We start from the raw sequence: 17,518 nt of genomic DNA on the forward strand, positions 1-17,518 counted from the left end.
ACCCTCGGTGGTGACCGTCAGCGCCTCAGCGCCGCCGGTGAGGGGTGTTCTATGGTGAGCGCCGAAGAGTCGCAACCCCTTTTTTGCAGTTTTGGTGACTTTTCACGCAACGGCCCGAAAGATGAATAAAAATCAATTACTTGCGCCTGTTCGATTTGTGCATTCCGGCAAAAAATCGCAGCGTCTCCCCAGCGCTGCCGCGAAGCCTAAATAGAGCGATGTGACCCTGTGTCCCGCAGCACCACTATATATTGGGGGCACATGTATTCAGGGCACAATTCTGGGAAGTCACGCGAGTCGGAGCCCAATCCCGCAAATGGCCCGGCAGCCGACCGATTCCGCAAAGGAACCTGCACGGGTCTCAAGTGCGCCAGAAACCGCCGCCTATTTCATTGCCTGCTGCCGCAATACGGCAAGCACGCCACCGCATGATACGCACGGACCTGGAATGCATCTCTGGCGCGGCGCACCGCAACCGAAAGCCAGACGCCGGGTGATCGAGGCCGATGATATCGCGTCTGACGGTGTACGGAGCGGCGGGCCATTTCAACTCTCCGCTCCGAAGGCGCTTAATAGCACAGGACCGTCCGGAACGGCCCCGCGAAGGCCTGGCAAGCAGCCGCCGCGGAGCGTTGCCCATATATCACCGGCGCCAGCCGGCTTTTGCCCAAAAACTCAGAAGTCGTCCCAGCCCTGCGCGGCCGGCAGCATCTCTACCGCTGCGGTCGGCCCCGCAGGCGCGGCCAGCTTCTGATGCCCTCCAGCATACACCTCCGGGGCGGGCGCAACGGCAAGGCTGGCGCCGCCGCGGAACTTGGAGACCTCCCGTGTCAGCTGGCTGGCGTCGGAGGACAACAGGCGGCTTGCAGCAGAGGCTTCCTCCACCATCGCTGCATTTTGCTGGGTCACCTGATCCAGCTGCGAAACACCCAGGTTAATTTCACTCAGCGATGTCGCCTGCTCCTTGGCCCCTGCTGCAATGCCGCTGATATGGGACGAGATGGTGCCCACGCTCTCGATGATTTGCTGCAGTTCCTCGCCGGTTCTTCCGACCAGGTCCACCCCGGTGGCCACTTGCTGCTTGCTCTGGCCGATCAGCTGCTTGATTTCTCCGGCCGCCCCCGCAGAGCGCTGCGCCAGTGCCCGCACCTCCGACGCGACAACCGCAAACCCGCGGCCCGCCTCGCCTGCTCTCGCCGCCTCAACCCCGGCATTGAGCGCCAGCAGGTTGGTCTGAAAGGCGATATCGTCGATCATTCCGATGATCTTGGCGATTTCCTCCGACGACGCCTCAATCTGCGACATTGCCGCCACCGCGTCCGTGACCACCCGGCCGCTGCGCTCAGCTGCGGTCTTGGCGTCGCTGACGATGACCTCCACCTTCTCTGCGCCTTCTGCGGAGGAGTGCACTGTGCCGGTCAGCTCCTCAATGGCAGCCGCAGTCTGCTCCAGGGTTGCTGCCTGGCTCTCGGTGCGCTGGGACAATTCACCGGCCGATTTTGTCATCTCACCGGCGGTGCGCTCCACGGCCTCAGACACCTGTTTCACCGCTCCCATGGCGGTTTCCAGCTGCCCTGCTGACTGGTTGAACGCCTCGCCCAGCGCCGCGATATCGGCCTGATCCGACAATTTGACCCGCACCGTCAGGTCCCCCTGGCTCATCGCCTCAAGACCGCGGGCGATTTCCTGCAGGCCAAGACGCCGCTCCGTCACATCCGAGGCAACGAGAACCACACGCTCAACAGCGCCCCCGGCTTCGGCAACCGGTGCGTAGCTGGCTTGGAACCAAACGGTGGAGCCATCCTTTGCTATCCGCGGAAACTGCCCAGTGAACACCTCGCCAGAGGCCAGTTTTTTCCAGAAGCTTTTGTATTCCGCTCCGGCAGCAATCTCCGGCGCTACGAACATCGAGTGCTGCTGCCCCGCGATCTCTTCCATCCTGTAGCCCATGGCGGCAAGAAAATTGCCGTTTGCTGTCAGAAGGTCACCATCCGGGTTGAACTGAGCAACGGCTTGGGTGGCATCAACAGCGTCTGCAATGATCCTGGCGCCGCTGTCCTGTTCTGCGGGCCGTGCTGCCTTGAATTTGAAAAACAAAAGTCTTCTCCGCGCATTCCTGATTCTCTGTGCTCCCGAAGGGAGTAGACCGATTCCAAAAGAAATCTCTTAACACCGGCCCGCACGTTCGGGCGCGGGTTTTACGATGACTTCACCCTGCCCGGCCCTGTCCTGACACACCGGCGGGACACCTGGATCTGCATAGCCCTGTGCACAATGGCGCCGCGTAGTCACACGCACCGCCCATCTTTACGAGTTAACAACCAAAGGTTGTGATGATAGTAGAGATGACGCCACAAGATGTTTTGTGCGCCGTGAGCTATTCACGCGGCAGTCTGGCTGCACTCCGCGCCAGGTACAGCATAAACCCGCGGATCGGTGATAAACCGCGCGGGCGGCGACAACTGAAAGCGACAGACATGACAATTGCCAAGCAAGCAGCCTCCCGTCAGTCCCGCTTCTCCGAAGCCTGGCTGCGCTTTCACGAGAAACGGATTGCAGCCGGGCTGGCGGCCGGGGGATTTCTGTTTGATTACCTGACACCCCTGGGCGTCGCTGCCGGACTTATCTATGCCTCTTTCATCATACTTGCCGTATGGGCAGCCAAACCGGAGGCTGCCTTCACTTACGCCAAGATTGCAACTGTGCTGACGGTGACCGGTTACTTCCTGTTCCAGCGGATCGGCATAGACGAAAGCGTTGTCCTGATGAACAGGGCGCTAACGCTGTTTGCGATCTGGATTATCGCCTCCGTTGTGCACGAGCTGAAGACCAACCAGCTGTTTTTGGAGCAGAAACAGAAGGAGCTGACTGCAATACAGGACAACACCGCCGAAGGCATGATCACAATTGACTGCAAGGGTATTATTCAAAGCTACAACCGTGCCTGCGAAAAGATTTTCGGTTATTCCGCCAGCGAAGCGGTTGGCCGCAATGTTAAGTTCCTGATGCCTGAACCCTATCGCTCCAGGCACGATGGCTACCTCGCCGCCCACCTGCGGACCGGTCAAAACAGGAATATCGGCACACGACGGGAATTTCAGGGGCAGCACAAGGACGGCGGCACGTTTCCCCTTGAACTGTCGGTGAGCGAGGTCAGGGTGGGCGGCCATCATCTGTTCAGCGGCATTGTCCGCGATATTTCCGACCGCAAACACGCCGAGGCGGAACGTGAAGAGATCATGAGCGAACTGGCCCGCTCGAACCGGGACCTGGACGATTTCGCCTATGTCGCCTCCCACGATTTGCGCGCGCCTCTGCGCGTGATCGGGAACGCCTCCCAGTGGCTGGAGGAAGATCTGGCGGACGGATTGGATGATGACAGCCGGGAAAACCTGGAATTGCTCCGCGCCCGGGTATCACGGATGGACCGGCTGCTCGATGATCTTCTCGAATACTCCCGGGCAGGCCGCCAGCAAGACAGCAGGTATCAGCAGACCATGCCTGGCGGCGAGCTGATGCGTGAGGTCCTGATGCTGGTCGAAAAGCCGGAGGGGTTCACCATCAGTATCGCACCCGGCATTGACGGTATCCAGCTGCCGAACATGCCGCTCAAGCAGATTTTCACCAATCTGGTTTCCAACGCGATCAAGCATAATGACCGCGCCACCGGCACGGTCTGGGTAAACGTAGAGGACGCAGGCGAAAACTACCTGTTTTCAGTCGCCGATGACGGTCCCGGCATCGCTCCCGAGTACCACGATCAGGTATTCAAAATGTTCCAGACCCTGAAATCGCGCGACGAGGTCGAGGGCAGCGGCATCGGCTTGTCAATCGTCAAGAAGCATCTGGAGCGCGCAGGCGGCACGATCTCCGTCCGTTCCGCCCCCGGAGAAGGCTGCGCATTCCGCTTCACCTGGCCAAAGCAGCAGGAGCTTCAGCAGAAAGGCGGATAAACTGGAAATCCGCCGCAGCGGACTCCGCCCTGGAGGAAACGTGAGGGTCCTCTGGGCCAAAGCCGCCACAGACGTCTCCCGTACCGCTCAAGCAGACCTTCCAGATTGCTGGATCGCCCCTGGGGACAGCCGGGCTGCCGACGAAGTCAGGAACCTGATCGCCCGGAAACGGACCTTGCGCCGGCGCAGTGCCTGCGCAGACAAAGCGCTAGGCTCAGAAGAGAAATAACGAGAATTGGCGATCCCTGAAGGACTCGAACCCTCAACCTGCTGATTAGAAGTCAGCTGCTCTATCCAGTTGAGCTAAGGGACCGCGTGGCGCCAGTTATGACAGGCTCCGGCCGGGGGTCAAGCCGCGGCGCGCAGGTCCAGGTGCATAAAGACCGACCAAGGGTCCTCGCCGTAGTCCGCAAATGGCCCGCATTGCACAAACCCCAGGGATTCATACAGACGGCGCGACGGCAGGAAATCATCCGTCGACCCGGTTTCCAGATAAATGCCAGAGGCGTTATCGCGCCGGGCCAGCGCCAGCAGGAAATCCAGCATCGCCCGCCCTGCCCCGCTGCCGCGGGCCTCTGCCAGCGTATGCATGGACTTCAGCTCGCGCGCGCCATCGTCCAAGGTTTTAAGCGCCCCCATGGCAATAGCCTTGCCGCTCTGGCGCAACAGGAAGAACCGCACATCCGGCCCTTCCAGCCCGCTGCCGTCCAAGGCATGGCAGCTTTCCTCAGGCGACTGCGCAGCCATTTGCGACAGATGCCGCCGGATCATCGCGGCGGCATCCGGTTCCGCCGGGCTTGCCGGGCTGATTTCAAATCCGGAAACAGGGGTGCCGGCGCCACCCGGGCTGCTGCGGTGCTCTACGTTCGCCATATTGCCTCACGATCTTACCATCGGTCACCGGTGCGGTCCGGCACATAACGCACCGGCCTGGCACGATCCCTACTCTGTGTTTACTGTCAGGGAAAGATAATTCCTTATCACTCAGCGGCCCGGAAAAGGACCGTTGCCAAGGGCAACGGTCCGGGGAAACGAACACATCAGAAACAGGACCGCCGCCGTCAAGTGCCCTGGCACCGTTCCGGTAAACAGATCTCCATTTCCTTCATCACGGCGCCGAAACCGCCCGCCATCAGGCCAGTGATCCGGCCCGCCTCCAGATCCAGCTCGACGGTGATTTCGCTGGGCGACGCCGGCACCATGTAGTGGCCCTGCTCGATCAGAAGCTTGGGCTTGCGGATGCCAAGATGGTCATAGAGCGCGCAGGCCAGCGGCCCGGCGGCCATGCCGGTTGCCGACTCCTCAGCTATGCCATAGCGCGGCGCGAACATGCGTGCCGTGGCATCGGCAGAGGTTGCAGCGGGATCCGTTGTGAAGACATAGAACCCGATCAGGTCCAGCGCCTCGCTGATGGCTTCGATCTGCGGCTGCCGGGGCTGGATAGCCGCCAGCGCAGCGGCGTCCTTGACTGCAACCAGCACAAAACTGTTGCCGGTATTGGCAAGCACCGGCGCAAACCGCGGATCCAGGCTGTCTTCGGCAAGGCCGAGCGCGGCCAGCACATCCTGCAGTTGGACACCGCGGCCCGCCCAATCAGCGGCCGTCTCGTAGCGCGGCGCCAGCTGCTCCATATAGGCCGCGCCTTCCCGGACGATGATTTTCCGAGGCCCGTCAACGGTTTCTTTGGAGGTCTCGCCCTCCTTAACCCGCCCGAGTTCGGCCAGATAGCTGAAGGTCGCGATGGTCGCGTGGCCGCAATGGGCAATGCGCCGGGCCGGGGTGAAGAAGTCCAGCTTGAAACCCTCTGTGGCGGAACGCGAAACGAACGCGGTCTCCGACAGCCCAACCTTTTGCGCGATTTCCAGCATCTGTGCCTCGCTAAGGTCATCGGCATCCAGCACAACTCCCGCGGGGTTGCCGCCGGCTGCCTGCACGTGCCCGCCGCTGCCGCGGCTGATCCGCTTGAGGTCCGCATCGATCAACCCGTCGCGGCCGGCCTCAAGCAATTCCGCGTCGCCGGTGTCGCGAAGGGTGACAAATCCATTAACGATGCGGGCGGTGACAGATGTGGTGCTCCGGGTCATGCTGCGAACTCCTTTTCATGAACTGCTGTCAGCATGACCAAACTCTTGCGCCTGTAATACTGATATAACTATGATCAGGATTCATGAATTACGACAGCCTTCTCCCTAAACTTCTGCAGAGCGCCCCCCTGCTGGCGGCCATTGCCGAGGAACAAAACTTTACCCGCGCTGCGGAACGGCTGGGGATTGAGCAATCCGCGGTCAGCCACCGGATCAAGGCGCTGGAGGAGGCCCTAGGCGTGCCGCTGTTTGACCGCACCACCCGCCGGATCACTCCGACGGACGCCGGCCGCATCGTCTGCGAGGCCGCGCAGCAAAGCGGCGGAGTCTGGCAAGCCGCGCTCACCCGGCTGCAGGACCTGAAAACCAGCCGCAGCCTGCGGCTTTCGGTATCGTCTTCGGTGGCGATGAAGTGGATCGTGCCCGCCCTGCAGCGCGCGCAGGCCAGCGGCCTGGATCTGCTGGTGGACGTCGATGACCGGCTGGCCGACCTGCACGCAGGCGAGGCCAAGGCCGCGATCCGCTATGGCATGGGGCCATATCCAGGCCTGCATTCGGAGCCCTTGCTGCAGGCCGTGCTGCTGCCGGTCTGCCGCCCGGGTTACCTGGGGCCGCAATCCTTTCAGGACTATTGCCAGCAGCCCGGCGCCCGCCTGCTGGTCGACCGCTTCGGCGAAACCGACGGCACCGGGTTCAGCTGGGACGCCTATTTTTCGGGCCGCGGCTGGGACATCGGGTTTGAGCGCTCCATCAGTGCCTTTGCCCGCGCCGACCTGGCCATCCAGGCCGCAATCAGCGGCATGGGCATTGCGCTGGGGCGCAGCCTGCTGGTCGAACATGATCTGGAGGCCGGCTTTCTGGAGGCTGCCGGCCCGCCGGTGAAATCACGGGCCCGCTACTGGCTGGTCACCACGCCGGCCAATGCGGCGACGGAGGGGTACCAGGTCTTGCGGACCTGGCTTCAGGCAGAGGTTTCGGAGATCCGCAAACAGCAGGCCGCGCTGTTCGGCAAACCGTAGGAGCCTTCATCTCAGCAGCCGGGCCTCAGCCCGCCGCCCTGATCCAGCGGGCGATCTCCTCGGCAGCTGACTGCAAATGCTGCTCCTGCGTCAGCCCGGTCACTCTCTTACGCGGCTTCAGGTCATGATCGCCGTCTTCCAGCCAGCAAAACGCCGCCGCACCGGAAAGGTCATAGCCTGCAACCTCCCCCTGCGTGCCGAACGGGTCACGGGTGCCCTGGCAAATCAGCGCTGGCGTTCTCAGTCCGGCCAGATGCCCGGTCCTGAGCTTTTCGGGTTTGCCAGGCGGATGGAACGGATAGCCAAGGCAGACCAATCCTCGGATGCGTTCCTGAGCCCAAAGATCATCGGCAATCAGGCTGGCGACCCGGCCGCCCATTGACTTGCCGCCGATAAACAGCGGGCCGCTGCAGGCAAGCGTCTTGATGGCTTCGCGGTACTCTTCCTGCAACACCTCAACCTTCGGCGGCGGCCGTTTCGGGCCGCCGCTGCGGCGCACTGCCATGTATGCGAATTCAAACCGGGCAACGCGCATCCCGCGGGCGGCAAGGGCCTCTGCCATCGTGGTCATGAAGGGCGTGTCCATTGCCGCCCCTGCACCGTGGGCGAGGAGAATGGTGGCGCGCCCCGGTTCGTCGCCATTCAAGAGAAACCTGAATTCAGACATGAAAGCTTACCCTCAGAACCGCCCCTTAGAATTTGGCATGAGCTGCCGCTGTTACTGGCGAGAGCTGCATCCGGAACCACCATGCGCGCAAACAAAATAGGGCCGCAAGACCGCTCCGCCCTCTGGAAACTGAAGCGCTTGCAGCGGAGGTGCTCAGGCCAGAGCATTTTGATCCTGCCGTTCCCAGCGAGACACCGAGCCATATCGCTCAATTGTGGCGGCGGCAAAACGCGTCTGCACTTGCACGTCGCTTTGGGGCCGCCCCCCGGTGCTCCGCGGGCACGCAAACCAAGGCACGCTAAATCGGCACACCGGTGATGCGCGCGATCAACTCCAATGAGTTCCGCGCACCGAATTTCTCCAATAGCCGGGCGCGATGGACCTCGACCGTCCGCGGTGAGATGCCAAGCCCGCGCGCGATCTCCTTGCTGGTAAGCCCTTCGGCCATCATCTTGGCCACCTGCCGCTCCCGCGCTGTCATCTCTGTGATCGGGCGGTGCTCGGAAATATCGGCGAACGTCCAAACCGACCGGGCAAAAGGCGTATCCGCATCAAGCGACTGCCCCCGTACCCGGCACCAGAAATGCGAACCGTCCCGGCGGCGCATGATGCGCTCATCTTCGTACTGGCCGGTGCCCTGCATCTTGTGCAGGCCAAGGTCCCCGATGCGCCGGTATTCCTCCATCGACGGGTAAAGCACCGAAAGGGAACGCCCTTCGAGATCCTTCGCCCGGTATCCGAACATGCGTGCAAACCGCGGATTGCAGCGGCGGATCAGGCGGTTTTCGGCATAGATCAGCCCGACCGGGGCATGATTAAAGGCAAGGGATTCAAGGTCAGCATTCATGGATAATTACGTAGTTACACGGATCGCGCCGCCATCGTTACACAATTAGCCTGTCTTCACGTCAAGGGAGGCAGATATGGACGCAAAAATTGTTGGCTGGGGCCACACACCATTCGGTGCGCTGGACCAGAGTTTTGAGGAGCTGATCCAGGCCGCCGCCGCGGAGGCGATCGAAATGGCCTGTGTCGGCCCGGAAGAGATCGATGCAATCTGGCTGGGGCATTTCAACAGCGGCATGGTGCCGGACGCCTTTGCGTCGTCGCTTGTGCTGGGCCTGGATGACCGGCTGCGCTTCACGCCTGCAACCCGGGTGGAAAACGCCTGCGCTTCGGGCTCGGCGGCGGTCTATGCGGCGCGCGATGCCATCCGGGCCGGATCTGCCCGGACCGTCCTGGTGATTGGCGCGGAGAAGATGACCTCGCTTGACACCAAAGGGGTGACCGCGGCGCTGGCGGGCGCCTCCTATCAGACCGAAGAGGCGGGGGTCAGCTTTCCGCAGATCTTCGCCCGGATCGCCAGCGGCTATTTCCAGGCCTACGGCGACCAGTCCGGGACGCTGGCCCGTATCGCCGTTAAGAACCATGCCAACGCGCAGGCCAACCCGCTGGCGCAGATGCGCCGGGACGTGAGCTTTGAGTTCTGCAACACGCCCAGCGAAAAGAACCCGGTGATCGCTCCGCCGCTGCGGCTGACGGATTGCTCGCTGATTTCGGACGGTGCCGCCGCGCTGGTGATGGTGGCCGAAGACCGCGCCGGCTTTGAATGCGCGGCAGGGTTCCGCGCCGCCTGCCAGGTCAATGATTACCTGCCCATGTCGCGCCGGGACATGACCCGCCTCGCAGGTGCGGCGCGCGCGTTCGAAATGGCTTTTGAAGAGGCCGGCATCGGCGTGAATGACCTCGACCTGGCGGAAGTGCATGACTGTTTCACCATCGCCGAGCTGATGATCTACGAGGCGATGGGCCTGGCGCCGCAGGGCCAGGGGGCCCGGGCGGTGGCAGACGGCACCGTCATGGCCGGCGGCGCCCTGCCCGTGAACCTGTCGGGCGGGTTGAAGGCCAAGGGCCACCCGGTCGGCGCCACCGGTGTTTCCATGCATGTTTTGGCTGCGCAGCAGGTCACCGGACAGGCCGGGCCGCTGCAGAAACCCGGGGCAGAGCTGGCGGGTGTTTTCAACATGGGCGGTTCCGGCGTTGCCAATTACTGCTCCATTCTGGAGGCCCGTTCATGAACCCCGCCGAGTGGCTGCACCGGGCTGCATTGCGCGCCGGTGCACGTCCTGCCCTGCTCATAGGGGACCGGACCATTTTGGACTATGCGGGCTTTCGCGACGCGGCAGCGCGCCTTGGCACGGGGCTGGCTGCACGCGGCGTTTCCAAGGGCGACCGGGTCGCGGTCTTCATGGGCAACCGCATTGAGTACCTGATCGCGCTGTACGGTATCTGGTTCACCGGTGCCGCGGCCGTACCGGTTAACGCCAAGCTGCACCCGAAGGAGGCCGGCTGGATCATCGAAAACGCCGGCGCAGCCCTGACGCTGAGCGATGGCAAGCACGCGCCCGGCCTGAGCGGACCGGTGGTTTCGGCGGACGGGGCAGAGTGGGATAAGCTTCTGCGGTCATCGCCGATGGCGCGGCCGGAGATGCTGGGCGCCGACGATATGGTTTGGCTGTTTTACACCTCAGGCACCACCGGCAAGCCCAAAGGCGTGATGATGACGTGCGGCAACATTGCCGCCATGACCTATGCCTATTTCACCGATGTCGATGATGTGCTGCCCCAAGACGCCATCCTTTACGCGGCGCCGATGTCGCACGGGGCTGGCATCTACAACTTCATGCACGTGATCCGCGGCGCCCGCCATGTGGTGCCGGAAAGCGGCGGGTTCGATCCGCAAGAAATTCTCGCCCTGGGGCGGTCGGTTGGCAGCATCTCCATGTTTGCAGCCCCCACCATGGTGCGCCGCCTGGCAAGTCACGCCAAGGCAACGGGCCAGGATGGCGAAGGTTTGCGCACGATCACCTATGCCGGCGGGCCGATGTATGAGGCAGATATTCTGGACGCGGTTGAGACCATGGGCGCGCGTTTCATTCAGGTCTATGGCCAGGGTGAATGCCCCATGGGCATCACGGTACTGCCGCGCAATGACGTGGCCGGCCGCAGCCACCCGCGGTGGCGCGCGCGGCTGAACTCCGTGGGCACAGCCCAGAGCGCTGTCATGGTCCGGATCGCCGATGAATCCGGCGCTGAGCTGCCGCCCGGCGAAACTGGCGAAATCACCGTTCGCGGGGCGACGGTGATGAAAGGATACTGGCGCAACCCCGCGGCCACCGCCAAGACAATCCGCGACGGCTGGCTCTGGACCGGCGACATGGGTTCAATGGACCAGGACGGCTATGTCACGATGATGGACCGCTCGAAGGACATGATTATCTCGGGCGGATCCAACATCTATCCCCGCGAAGTGGAGGACGTTCTCCTGTCTCACCCGCAGGTCTCCGAAGCGGCCGTGGTGGGCCGGCCCCACCGGGAGTGGGGCGAAGAAGTGGTGGCCTTTGTCGTGGGAACGGCCGCACAGGAGGCGCTTGACGCCCGCTGCCTGGAACAGATCGCGCGGTTCAAGCGGCCAAAGGAATACTTCTTTGTGCCGGAACTGCCCAAGAACAATTATGGCAAGGTGCTGAAAACCGATCTGCGCGCCATGCTGCAACAGGAGCAACTGCATGACTGATCTGACCGGAAAGACCGCCCTCGTAACAGGTTCTGTTCAGGGCATCGGGCTGGCAATGGCCAAGGCTTTTGCCGGTGCGGGCGCCCGCGTGGCCGTGCATGGGCTGGCCGATCAGGAGCAAGCCCGGGCCGCTATGGCCGAAGTCACCGCTGCCGGCGCTCCGGAAACCCGGTTTTTCGATGCTGACATGCTGGACGCAACGGCGGTCGAAGCCATGATGGCCGGAATGGAAGAATGGGGGGGCACCGACATCCTCGCAAACAACGCGGGCATCCAGAAAACCGTCTCCCTGGCGGAGGCAGACACCGCCACATGGGATGCTGTGCTGGGTGTCAACCTGACGGGGGCCTTTCACACGATGCGCCTGGCCATGCCCAAAATGGCCGAACGCGGATACGGGCGGGTGGTCAATATTGCCTCGGTTCACGGGCTGGTCGCTTCGGTGAACAAGGCGCCCTATGTGGCATCGAAGTTCGGGCTGGTGGGGCTGTCCCGGGTCGCAGCGCTGGAATACGCGAGCCAGGGCAGCCGCGACACGGGCGGCATTACTGTCAACTGCATCTGCCCCGGCTGGACGGAAACCGCGATCATCGAGCCCCAAGTCCAGGCCCGCGCCGCCCTGCACGGCGGCGACAGAGCAGCGGGGATTGCCGACCTTCTCTCCGAAAAACAACCCTCCCGCCGCACCTCCGACCCCTCTGAAATCGGTGCGCTGGCGCTCTGGCTCTGCGCCCGCGAGGCACATAACGTCACGGGGGCATCCATTCCCGTCGATGGCGGCTGGACGGCGCAATAGTTAGCGGGGCAAGCACCGGCGCCGCGATGCCGCTTGGCCCCTTTCTTCGCGTCTTTCAGGTGCGCGTCAGTGCCTCGGATTTCCGTCCTCTTTGAGAGCTTGACGGCCCGGGGAGGCGAACGGCTGCGCCCATTTGCCCCCCGGAGCCGGTCACGAGTTCAAAAACTCACCTGAAACTGCGGTCGGCAACCGCTCTCAGCAGATCAATCTGGACAATGTCAAAAGTGGTCCGGAAACAAGCTCTTTGCAACATACAGACAGGTCCGCTCAGCCTTGCCGCGGTCAAAATCATCTGCGTGCAAGTGAAAGTCGGTCCACGTTCCCTCAAGGAGAGCGATCAGTCCGTCGGCTGCAAGCTCTGCATCGGCGCCGGCGTAGGACCCCTCGTCGATGAGAGTCTGACAAATCTCAATCAGCACATTGCGCAGATTTGCATCCCTGGAATCGATGTACTGCCGGTACTCCGGGTTCGAATAGACTTCAGATCGGAAGGCGAACCAAACCGCGACATCGCGCCGGTTGAGCAGGTCCGGCGAAACATCCAGCTTGACGATCCCCTTCAATTTTTCCGCCGCCGGAAGGGCCGGGTCCAGGGCCACCCTCTTCCATCGTTCGGAGTAGCTGTTCGCCAAATCTTCGGCGACTGCCAGCAGGAGGTTCTCCTTGGTCTTGAAATGCAGATTTATCATGCCCCGCGACAGGCCGGAAATGTCCTGAATTGCGGCAATGGTCGCCCCCCGGAAGCCGTGTCTGAAAATGGCTTCCGCTGCGGACTCCAGGAGATGACGCCGATTCTTGGACTTGCTGAACTCCCTGGCGTTCAGCCCTTCCCCATGCTGGCCGGTGCTGCTCACGTCCTTTGCGTCCCTCTTTGCTTCAGGGGAATGCCCCAAGTTTCCAATGGCTTCACACAGACCGAACTTAAAAGCAAAAGCCGTTCTTGACAATGAATGTACGTTTGTTCAGTTTGTGATAAGTGTTACAATGCAGGTGAGATCATGACGCTGCTGAATACCGGCTTCGACACCGTCCGCGATTGGGACAACGGGCATTTCGTGCATCCGTGGGAGGGGATGGCCCACATCGGCCAGAACAACAGGACGTTTACCGAGGGCGGTGAAGGCATCTATGTCACCACGGAAACGGGCGAGCGCCTGATCGACGGACCGGCCGGCATGTGGTGCGTGCAGATCGGTTACGGCAACACCGAGATAGCCGAAGCGATGGCACAGCAGGCGCGGGAATTGGCTTATTTTTCGCCGTTCAACAACGCGCACTCCACCTCCGCACGCCTGGCCCATGAAATAGCCGGACGCACGCCGGGGGATCTGAACCATGTGTTCTTCACCACCGGCGGTTCTACAGCCGTGGACAGTGCGCTGCGCTTCGTCCAGTTCCGCAACAATGTCCTGGGACAGCCAGACAAAAAAGTCGTGATCTCGCGCCAAAAGGCCTATCACGGCTCAACCTATCTGGCGGCCTCGATGAGCGGCAAGGAACGCGACAAGGGCTGGCTGGACCAGGCAGAGCATCTGACCCATTTCCTGCCCAACGTGAACCCCTATGTCCGCGCCGAAGGCCAGAGCGTCGAGGCGTTTCTGGATGAAAAGGTTGCGGACCTGGAAAACGCGATCCTGCAGATCGGTGCTGACAAGGTAGCAGCTTTCATTGCCGAACCGATCCTGTGTTCGGGCGGGGTGATCATTCCGCCGGCGGGTTATCACAGACGCTGTCTCGAAGTCTGCCGCCGGCATGACGTGCTCTACATCTCTGACGAAGTGGTCACCGGTTTCGGCCGCATGGGCCACTGGTTTGCCTCCGAAGAGGTGTTCGATATCGTTCCCGACATCATCACCTGCGCCAAGGGCATGACCTCAGGCTATGTGCCGATGGGGGCCTGCATCATCTCGGACCGGCTGATTGCCGACGTGTCCGGCAGTAATTCCCAGGACGCGACCTTCTCGAACGGGTTCACCTACTCCGGCCATCCGGTCAGCGCTGCCGCAGCGCTCAAGAATATCGAGATCATCGAACGCGAGGGCATCCTTGAGCATGTGCGAAAGGTCACGCCCCATTTCGAAGCACGGCTCGCAGCCCTCGCCGGCCTCCCGCTGGTCGGTGATGCGCGCGGTCAGGGGCTGCTTGGCTGTGTCGAATGCGTAGCCGATGCAACGGCCGGCGACGTGCTCGCACTCGACAAGTCCGTGGGCGCCATGATCGACGCGCATTGCCAGGACAACGGCCTCATCCTGCGCCCGATCATCAACATGTGCGTGTTCTCACCGCCGCTGATCATCTCCGAAAGCCAGATCGACCAGATGTTCGACATTCTGGAGGACGGCATCCGCAAGACAACAAGCGATCTCATCAAGCAGGGGATCAAGCTCGCATGAAACAAGAGAGCGTGCGGCGCTTGCGGCCCCGGGTGGCGGCCCCGCGCCAAGGGCACCTGCGGCAGCACCTTTCCGCCGGCGCCCGTGCCTCAACGTCAAATTGACCCATAAAGATTAGGCCGAACAGCTCGCTTCGGAGCACCGCTCCGCCTGCTAAGACCCGGATAGGGAAAAGGCGCCCATTAGGCGCCTATTTGCAGATCCTGGTGAGAACCCCTGCCGAAACGGTGGGAACTCGTGGAAGATTTACAAACCTCAGTGGGTCCAGGGCCCGCGGCGGTTGGTGGCGAAATTGTCGCCATAGCCGCCCGGACGGATGTTGGCCTTGCGCTCCTTGGGCTCGACCACCAGCGCTTCAATGCCATGATCCTTGGCATATTCCAGCGCCGCCTCCTTGGTATCAAAGCGCAGACGCACCTGGCTTTGGGTGTCGCTTGAGGAGGTCCAGCCCATCAGCGGATCCACCTCGCGGGCGCTTGCCGGCGCGAATTCCAGGACCCATCTCCGCGTCTTCGCCATGCCCGAGGTCATGGCATTGCGTGCTGGCCGGTAAATCCGCGCTTGCATGGGCTGTCTCCTGGTGTCTCAACCTGTGAATCTCGAAGTTGCGCATTTATGCGCCGGATATGCGGCTGCAGCAAGGTGGCAAATGCGCCGTATTTCAACGGTTTTGCCCCGCCGCCACAGGCGTTTGACCGCAACAAGCCCTGATGCCCCCTTGAACAAGAACATAAACAGACCAAAATCAGCGCGGTCCCCAACGGAGTCGCCCGATGCCCTATGCCCATTCCGACAAGTCCATGCCGATGATGACTCAGCGGGCGCCGCAGCAGCGGCCCAAGCTGGAGGGCGGCAAGCGGTTTGTCATGAATACCACCTTCGATCCCGCAGGCGACCAGCCCACCGCGATCAAGGAACTGTCCGAGGGCGTGCTGGAGGGCGAGCGCAACCAGGTGCTGCTGGGCGCCACCGGCACCGGCAAGACCTTCACCATGGCCAAGGTGATCGAGGAAACCCAGCGCCCGGCGATCATCCTCGCCCCGAACAAAACGCTGGCGGCGCAATTGTACGGCGAATTCAAGGGCTTCTTCCCGGAGAACTCGGTCGAATATTTCGTCTCCTTCTACGACTACTACCAGCCGGAGGCCTATGTGCCGCGCTCCGACACGTATATCGAGAAGGAATCCCAGATCAACGAGCAGATTGACCGGATGCGCCACTCCGCCACCCGCGCCCTGCTCGAACGCGACGACGTGATCATCATCGCGTCAGTGTCCTGCATCTATGGCATCGGCTCGGTCGAGACCTACTCCGCCATGACCCAGGACCTGAAGGCCGGCGAGATGTACGACCAGCGCCAGATCATGGCCGATCTGGTCGCCCAGCAGTACAAACGTAACGACCAGGCCTTCCAGCGCGGCTCCTTCCGGGTCCGCGGCGACACGCTGGAAATCTTCCCCGCCCACCTGGAGGACCGCGCCTGGAAACTCTCCTTCTTCGGCGAGGAGCTGGAGGCAATCACCGAGTTCGACCCGCTGACCGGCGAGAAAACCGGTACCTTCGAGCAGATCCGCGTCTATGCGAACTCCCACTATGTGACGCCGAAACCGACCCTCAATCAGGCCATCATCTCCATCAAGCAGGAGCTGAAGCAACGCCTTGAGCAGCTGGTCGGCGACGGCAAGCTCCTGGAAGCGCAGCGGCTGGAGCAGCGCACAAACTTCGACCTCGAGATGCTGGAGGCCACGGGCCACTGCAACGGGATTGAGAACTACTCCCGCTACCTCACGGGCCGCGCCCCGGGCGAGCCGCCCCCCACCCTCTTTGAATTCATTCCCGACACCGCCATCGTGTTCGCCGATGAATCCCACGTCTCCGTCCCGCAGATCGGCGGCATGTACCGGGGCGACCACCGGCGCAAGTTCACTCTGGCCGAACACGGCTTCCGCCTGCCCTCCTGCATGGACAACCGCCCGCTCAAGTTCGAGGAATGGGACGCCATGCGCCCGCAGTCGGTCTTCGTCTCCGCCACCCCCGCGGCGTGGGAGCTGGAACAGGCGGGCGGCGTCTTCACCGAACAGGTGATCCGCCCCACCGGCCTCTTGGACCCGGAGGTCGAAATCCGCCCCGTCTCGATGCAGGTCGATGACCTCCTCGACGAGGTGCGCAAGGTCACCGCGAACGGCTTCCGCACCCTGGTCACCACGCTGACCAAACGCATGGCAGAGGATCTGACCGAATACCTGCACGAACAGGGCATCAAGGTCCGCTACATGCACTCCGACATCGACACATTGGAGCGGATCGAGATCCTGCGCGACCTGCGCCTCGGCGCTTTCGACGTGCTGATCGGCATCAACCTGCTGCGCGAGGGTCTCGACATTCCCGAATGCGGCCTGGTCGCTATTCTGGACGCCGACAAGGAAGGCTTCCTGCGTTCCGAGACCTCGCTGATCCAGACCATCGGCCGCGCCGCGCGGAACGCCGACGGCCGCGTCATCATGTACGCCGACAAGATCACCGGCTCGATGGAGCGCGCCCTGGGTGAGACCAACCGCCGCCGCGAAAAGCAGATCGCCTACAATCTCGAACACGGCATCACGCCTGAAACCGTCAAGAAAAACGTCGAGGATGTTCTGGCCGGCCTTTACGAGGGCGATGTGGACATGAACCGCGTCACCGCCACGGTCGGCAAGCCGATGCACGGCGCCAACCTGGAGGCGCATCTGAACGGGTTGCGCGACGACATGCGCAAGGCGGCGGAGAACCTGGAATTCGAAGAAGCCGCACGGCTCCGCGACGAGATCAAACGGCTGGAGGCCGTGGACCTCGCCATCTCCGACGACCCCCTGGCCCGGCAATCGGCGGTGGAGGCGGCGTCGGAGGCGGCGGTTAAGTCGCGGGGGCGGTCAACGGCGGGGAAAGCGGGGACGCGGGCGTACCGGGGGAAATCGCAGAAGAAGTTTTCGTGACAAAAAAGAAGGAATACTTCAATCTCTATACGTGCTACAATTTCAGATGACTATCGT

Annotated in this window: 14 protein-coding genes and 1 tRNA gene; 7 read left to right on the forward strand and 8 right to left on the reverse strand. The window is 62.3% G+C overall.

Annotated elements, in window-relative coordinates; genetic code table 11:
• Nucleotides 1-675: 675 nt before the first annotated feature.
• Nucleotides 676-2,097, reverse strand: coding sequence for a methyl-accepting chemotaxis protein (locus tag AC4HIX_RS19280; RefSeq protein ID WP_490400178.1), 1,422 nt, complete (start codon nucleotides 2,095-2,097; stop codon nucleotides 676-678).
• A 236-nt stretch (nucleotides 2,098-2,333) separates the two neighbouring features.
• Between AC4HIX_RS19280 and AC4HIX_RS19285 the strand changes: the two genes are divergently transcribed.
• Nucleotides 2,334-3,953 carry a sensor histidine kinase gene (locus AC4HIX_RS19285; protein WP_490400179.1) on the forward strand — a complete coding sequence of 540 codons (1,620 nt, stop codon included), beginning with the start codon at nucleotides 2,334-2,336 and terminating at the stop codon, nucleotides 3,951-3,953.
• A gap of 236 nt (nucleotides 3,954-4,189) precedes the next feature.
• On the opposite strand, the gene AC4HIX_RS19290 is transcribed toward AC4HIX_RS19285, so the two are convergent.
• The 3 genes from AC4HIX_RS19290 to AC4HIX_RS19300 form a co-directional block, all read right to left on the reverse strand.
• A tRNA-Arg gene (locus AC4HIX_RS19290) sits at nucleotides 4,190-4,266 on the reverse strand.
• Between the two features lie 35 nt (nucleotides 4,267-4,301).
• Complete coding sequence (locus AC4HIX_RS19295; protein WP_490400180.1) at nucleotides 4,302-4,826, reverse strand: GNAT family N-acetyltransferase; 525 nt, start codon at nucleotides 4,824-4,826, stop codon at nucleotides 4,302-4,304.
• Between the two features lie 188 nt (nucleotides 4,827-5,014).
• On the reverse strand, nucleotides 5,015-6,037 hold the full coding sequence (locus tag AC4HIX_RS19300) for a PhzF family phenazine biosynthesis protein (protein ID WP_490400181.1): 1,023 nt from the start codon (nucleotides 6,035-6,037) through the stop codon (nucleotides 5,015-5,017).
• Between the two features lie 83 nt (nucleotides 6,038-6,120).
• Here AC4HIX_RS19300 and AC4HIX_RS19305 point away from each other — a divergent pair, with 83 nt between their 5' ends.
• Nucleotides 6,121-7,056, forward strand: coding sequence for a LysR family transcriptional regulator (locus AC4HIX_RS19305; RefSeq protein WP_490400182.1), 936 nt, complete (start codon nucleotides 6,121-6,123; stop codon nucleotides 7,054-7,056).
• A 25-nt stretch (nucleotides 7,057-7,081) separates the two neighbouring features.
• On the opposite strand, the gene AC4HIX_RS19310 is transcribed toward AC4HIX_RS19305, so the two are convergent.
• On the reverse strand, nucleotides 7,082-7,723 hold the full coding sequence (locus AC4HIX_RS19310; RefSeq protein ID WP_490400183.1) for an alpha/beta family hydrolase: 642 nt from the start codon (nucleotides 7,721-7,723) through the stop codon (nucleotides 7,082-7,084).
• A 298-nt stretch (nucleotides 7,724-8,021) separates the two neighbouring features.
• Entirely contained in the window at nucleotides 8,022-8,570 is a 549-nt protein-coding gene (locus AC4HIX_RS19315) for a LuxR C-terminal-related transcriptional regulator (protein ID WP_490400184.1), read from the reverse strand.
• A 76-nt stretch (nucleotides 8,571-8,646) separates the two neighbouring features.
• On the opposite strand from AC4HIX_RS19315, the gene AC4HIX_RS19320 reads away from it, so the two are divergent.
• Genes AC4HIX_RS19320 through AC4HIX_RS19330 form a run of 3 tightly spaced genes read left to right on the forward strand, consistent with a single transcriptional unit; the run spans nucleotide 8,647 to nucleotide 12,096 of the window.
• The gene (locus AC4HIX_RS19320; protein ID WP_490400185.1) at nucleotides 8,647-9,801 is read left to right on the forward strand and encodes an acetyl-CoA acetyltransferase; all 1,155 of its coding nucleotides are present in this window, start codon (nucleotides 8,647-8,649) and stop codon (nucleotides 9,799-9,801) included.
• Nucleotides 9,798-11,300, forward strand: a complete 1,503-nt coding sequence (locus AC4HIX_RS19325) for a class I adenylate-forming enzyme family protein (RefSeq protein WP_490400186.1) — start codon at nucleotides 9,798-9,800, stop codon at nucleotides 11,298-11,300. Before AC4HIX_RS19320 ends, AC4HIX_RS19325 begins: the two co-directional genes overlap by 4 nt.
• The gene (locus tag AC4HIX_RS19330; protein ID WP_490400187.1) at nucleotides 11,293-12,096 is read left to right on the forward strand and encodes a 3-hydroxybutyrate dehydrogenase; all 804 of its coding nucleotides are present in this window, start codon (nucleotides 11,293-11,295) and stop codon (nucleotides 12,094-12,096) included. Before AC4HIX_RS19325 ends, AC4HIX_RS19330 begins: the two co-directional genes overlap by 8 nt.
• Before the next feature lie 218 nt (nucleotides 12,097-12,314).
• On the opposite strand, the gene AC4HIX_RS19335 is transcribed toward AC4HIX_RS19330, so the two are convergent.
• Entirely contained in the window at nucleotides 12,315-12,950 is a 636-nt protein-coding gene (locus AC4HIX_RS19335; RefSeq protein ID WP_490400188.1) for a TetR/AcrR family transcriptional regulator, read from the reverse strand.
• 144 nt (nucleotides 12,951-13,094) lie between these two features.
• On the opposite strand from AC4HIX_RS19335, the gene AC4HIX_RS19340 reads away from it, so the two are divergent.
• Entirely contained in the window at nucleotides 13,095-14,489 is a 1,395-nt protein-coding gene (locus AC4HIX_RS19340; RefSeq protein ID WP_490400189.1) for an aminotransferase, read from the forward strand.
• Between the two features lie 255 nt (nucleotides 14,490-14,744).
• Here AC4HIX_RS19340 and AC4HIX_RS19345 read toward each other — a convergent pair whose 3' ends face one another.
• Nucleotides 14,745-15,056: an ETC complex I subunit gene (locus tag AC4HIX_RS19345; protein WP_475047325.1), complete on the reverse strand. Its 312-nt coding sequence runs from the start codon at nucleotides 15,054-15,056 to the stop codon at nucleotides 14,745-14,747.
• Nucleotides 15,057-15,262: 206 nt separating this feature from the next.
• Between AC4HIX_RS19345 and uvrB the strand changes: the two genes are divergently transcribed.
• Nucleotides 15,263-17,461, forward strand: coding sequence for an excinuclease ABC subunit UvrB (uvrB, locus tag AC4HIX_RS19350; RefSeq protein ID WP_490400190.1), 2,199 nt, complete (start codon nucleotides 15,263-15,265; stop codon nucleotides 17,459-17,461).
• Nucleotides 17,462-17,518 lie beyond the last annotated feature (57 nt).

The sequence above is a fragment of the Leisingera sp. genome (assembly GCF_982940295.1).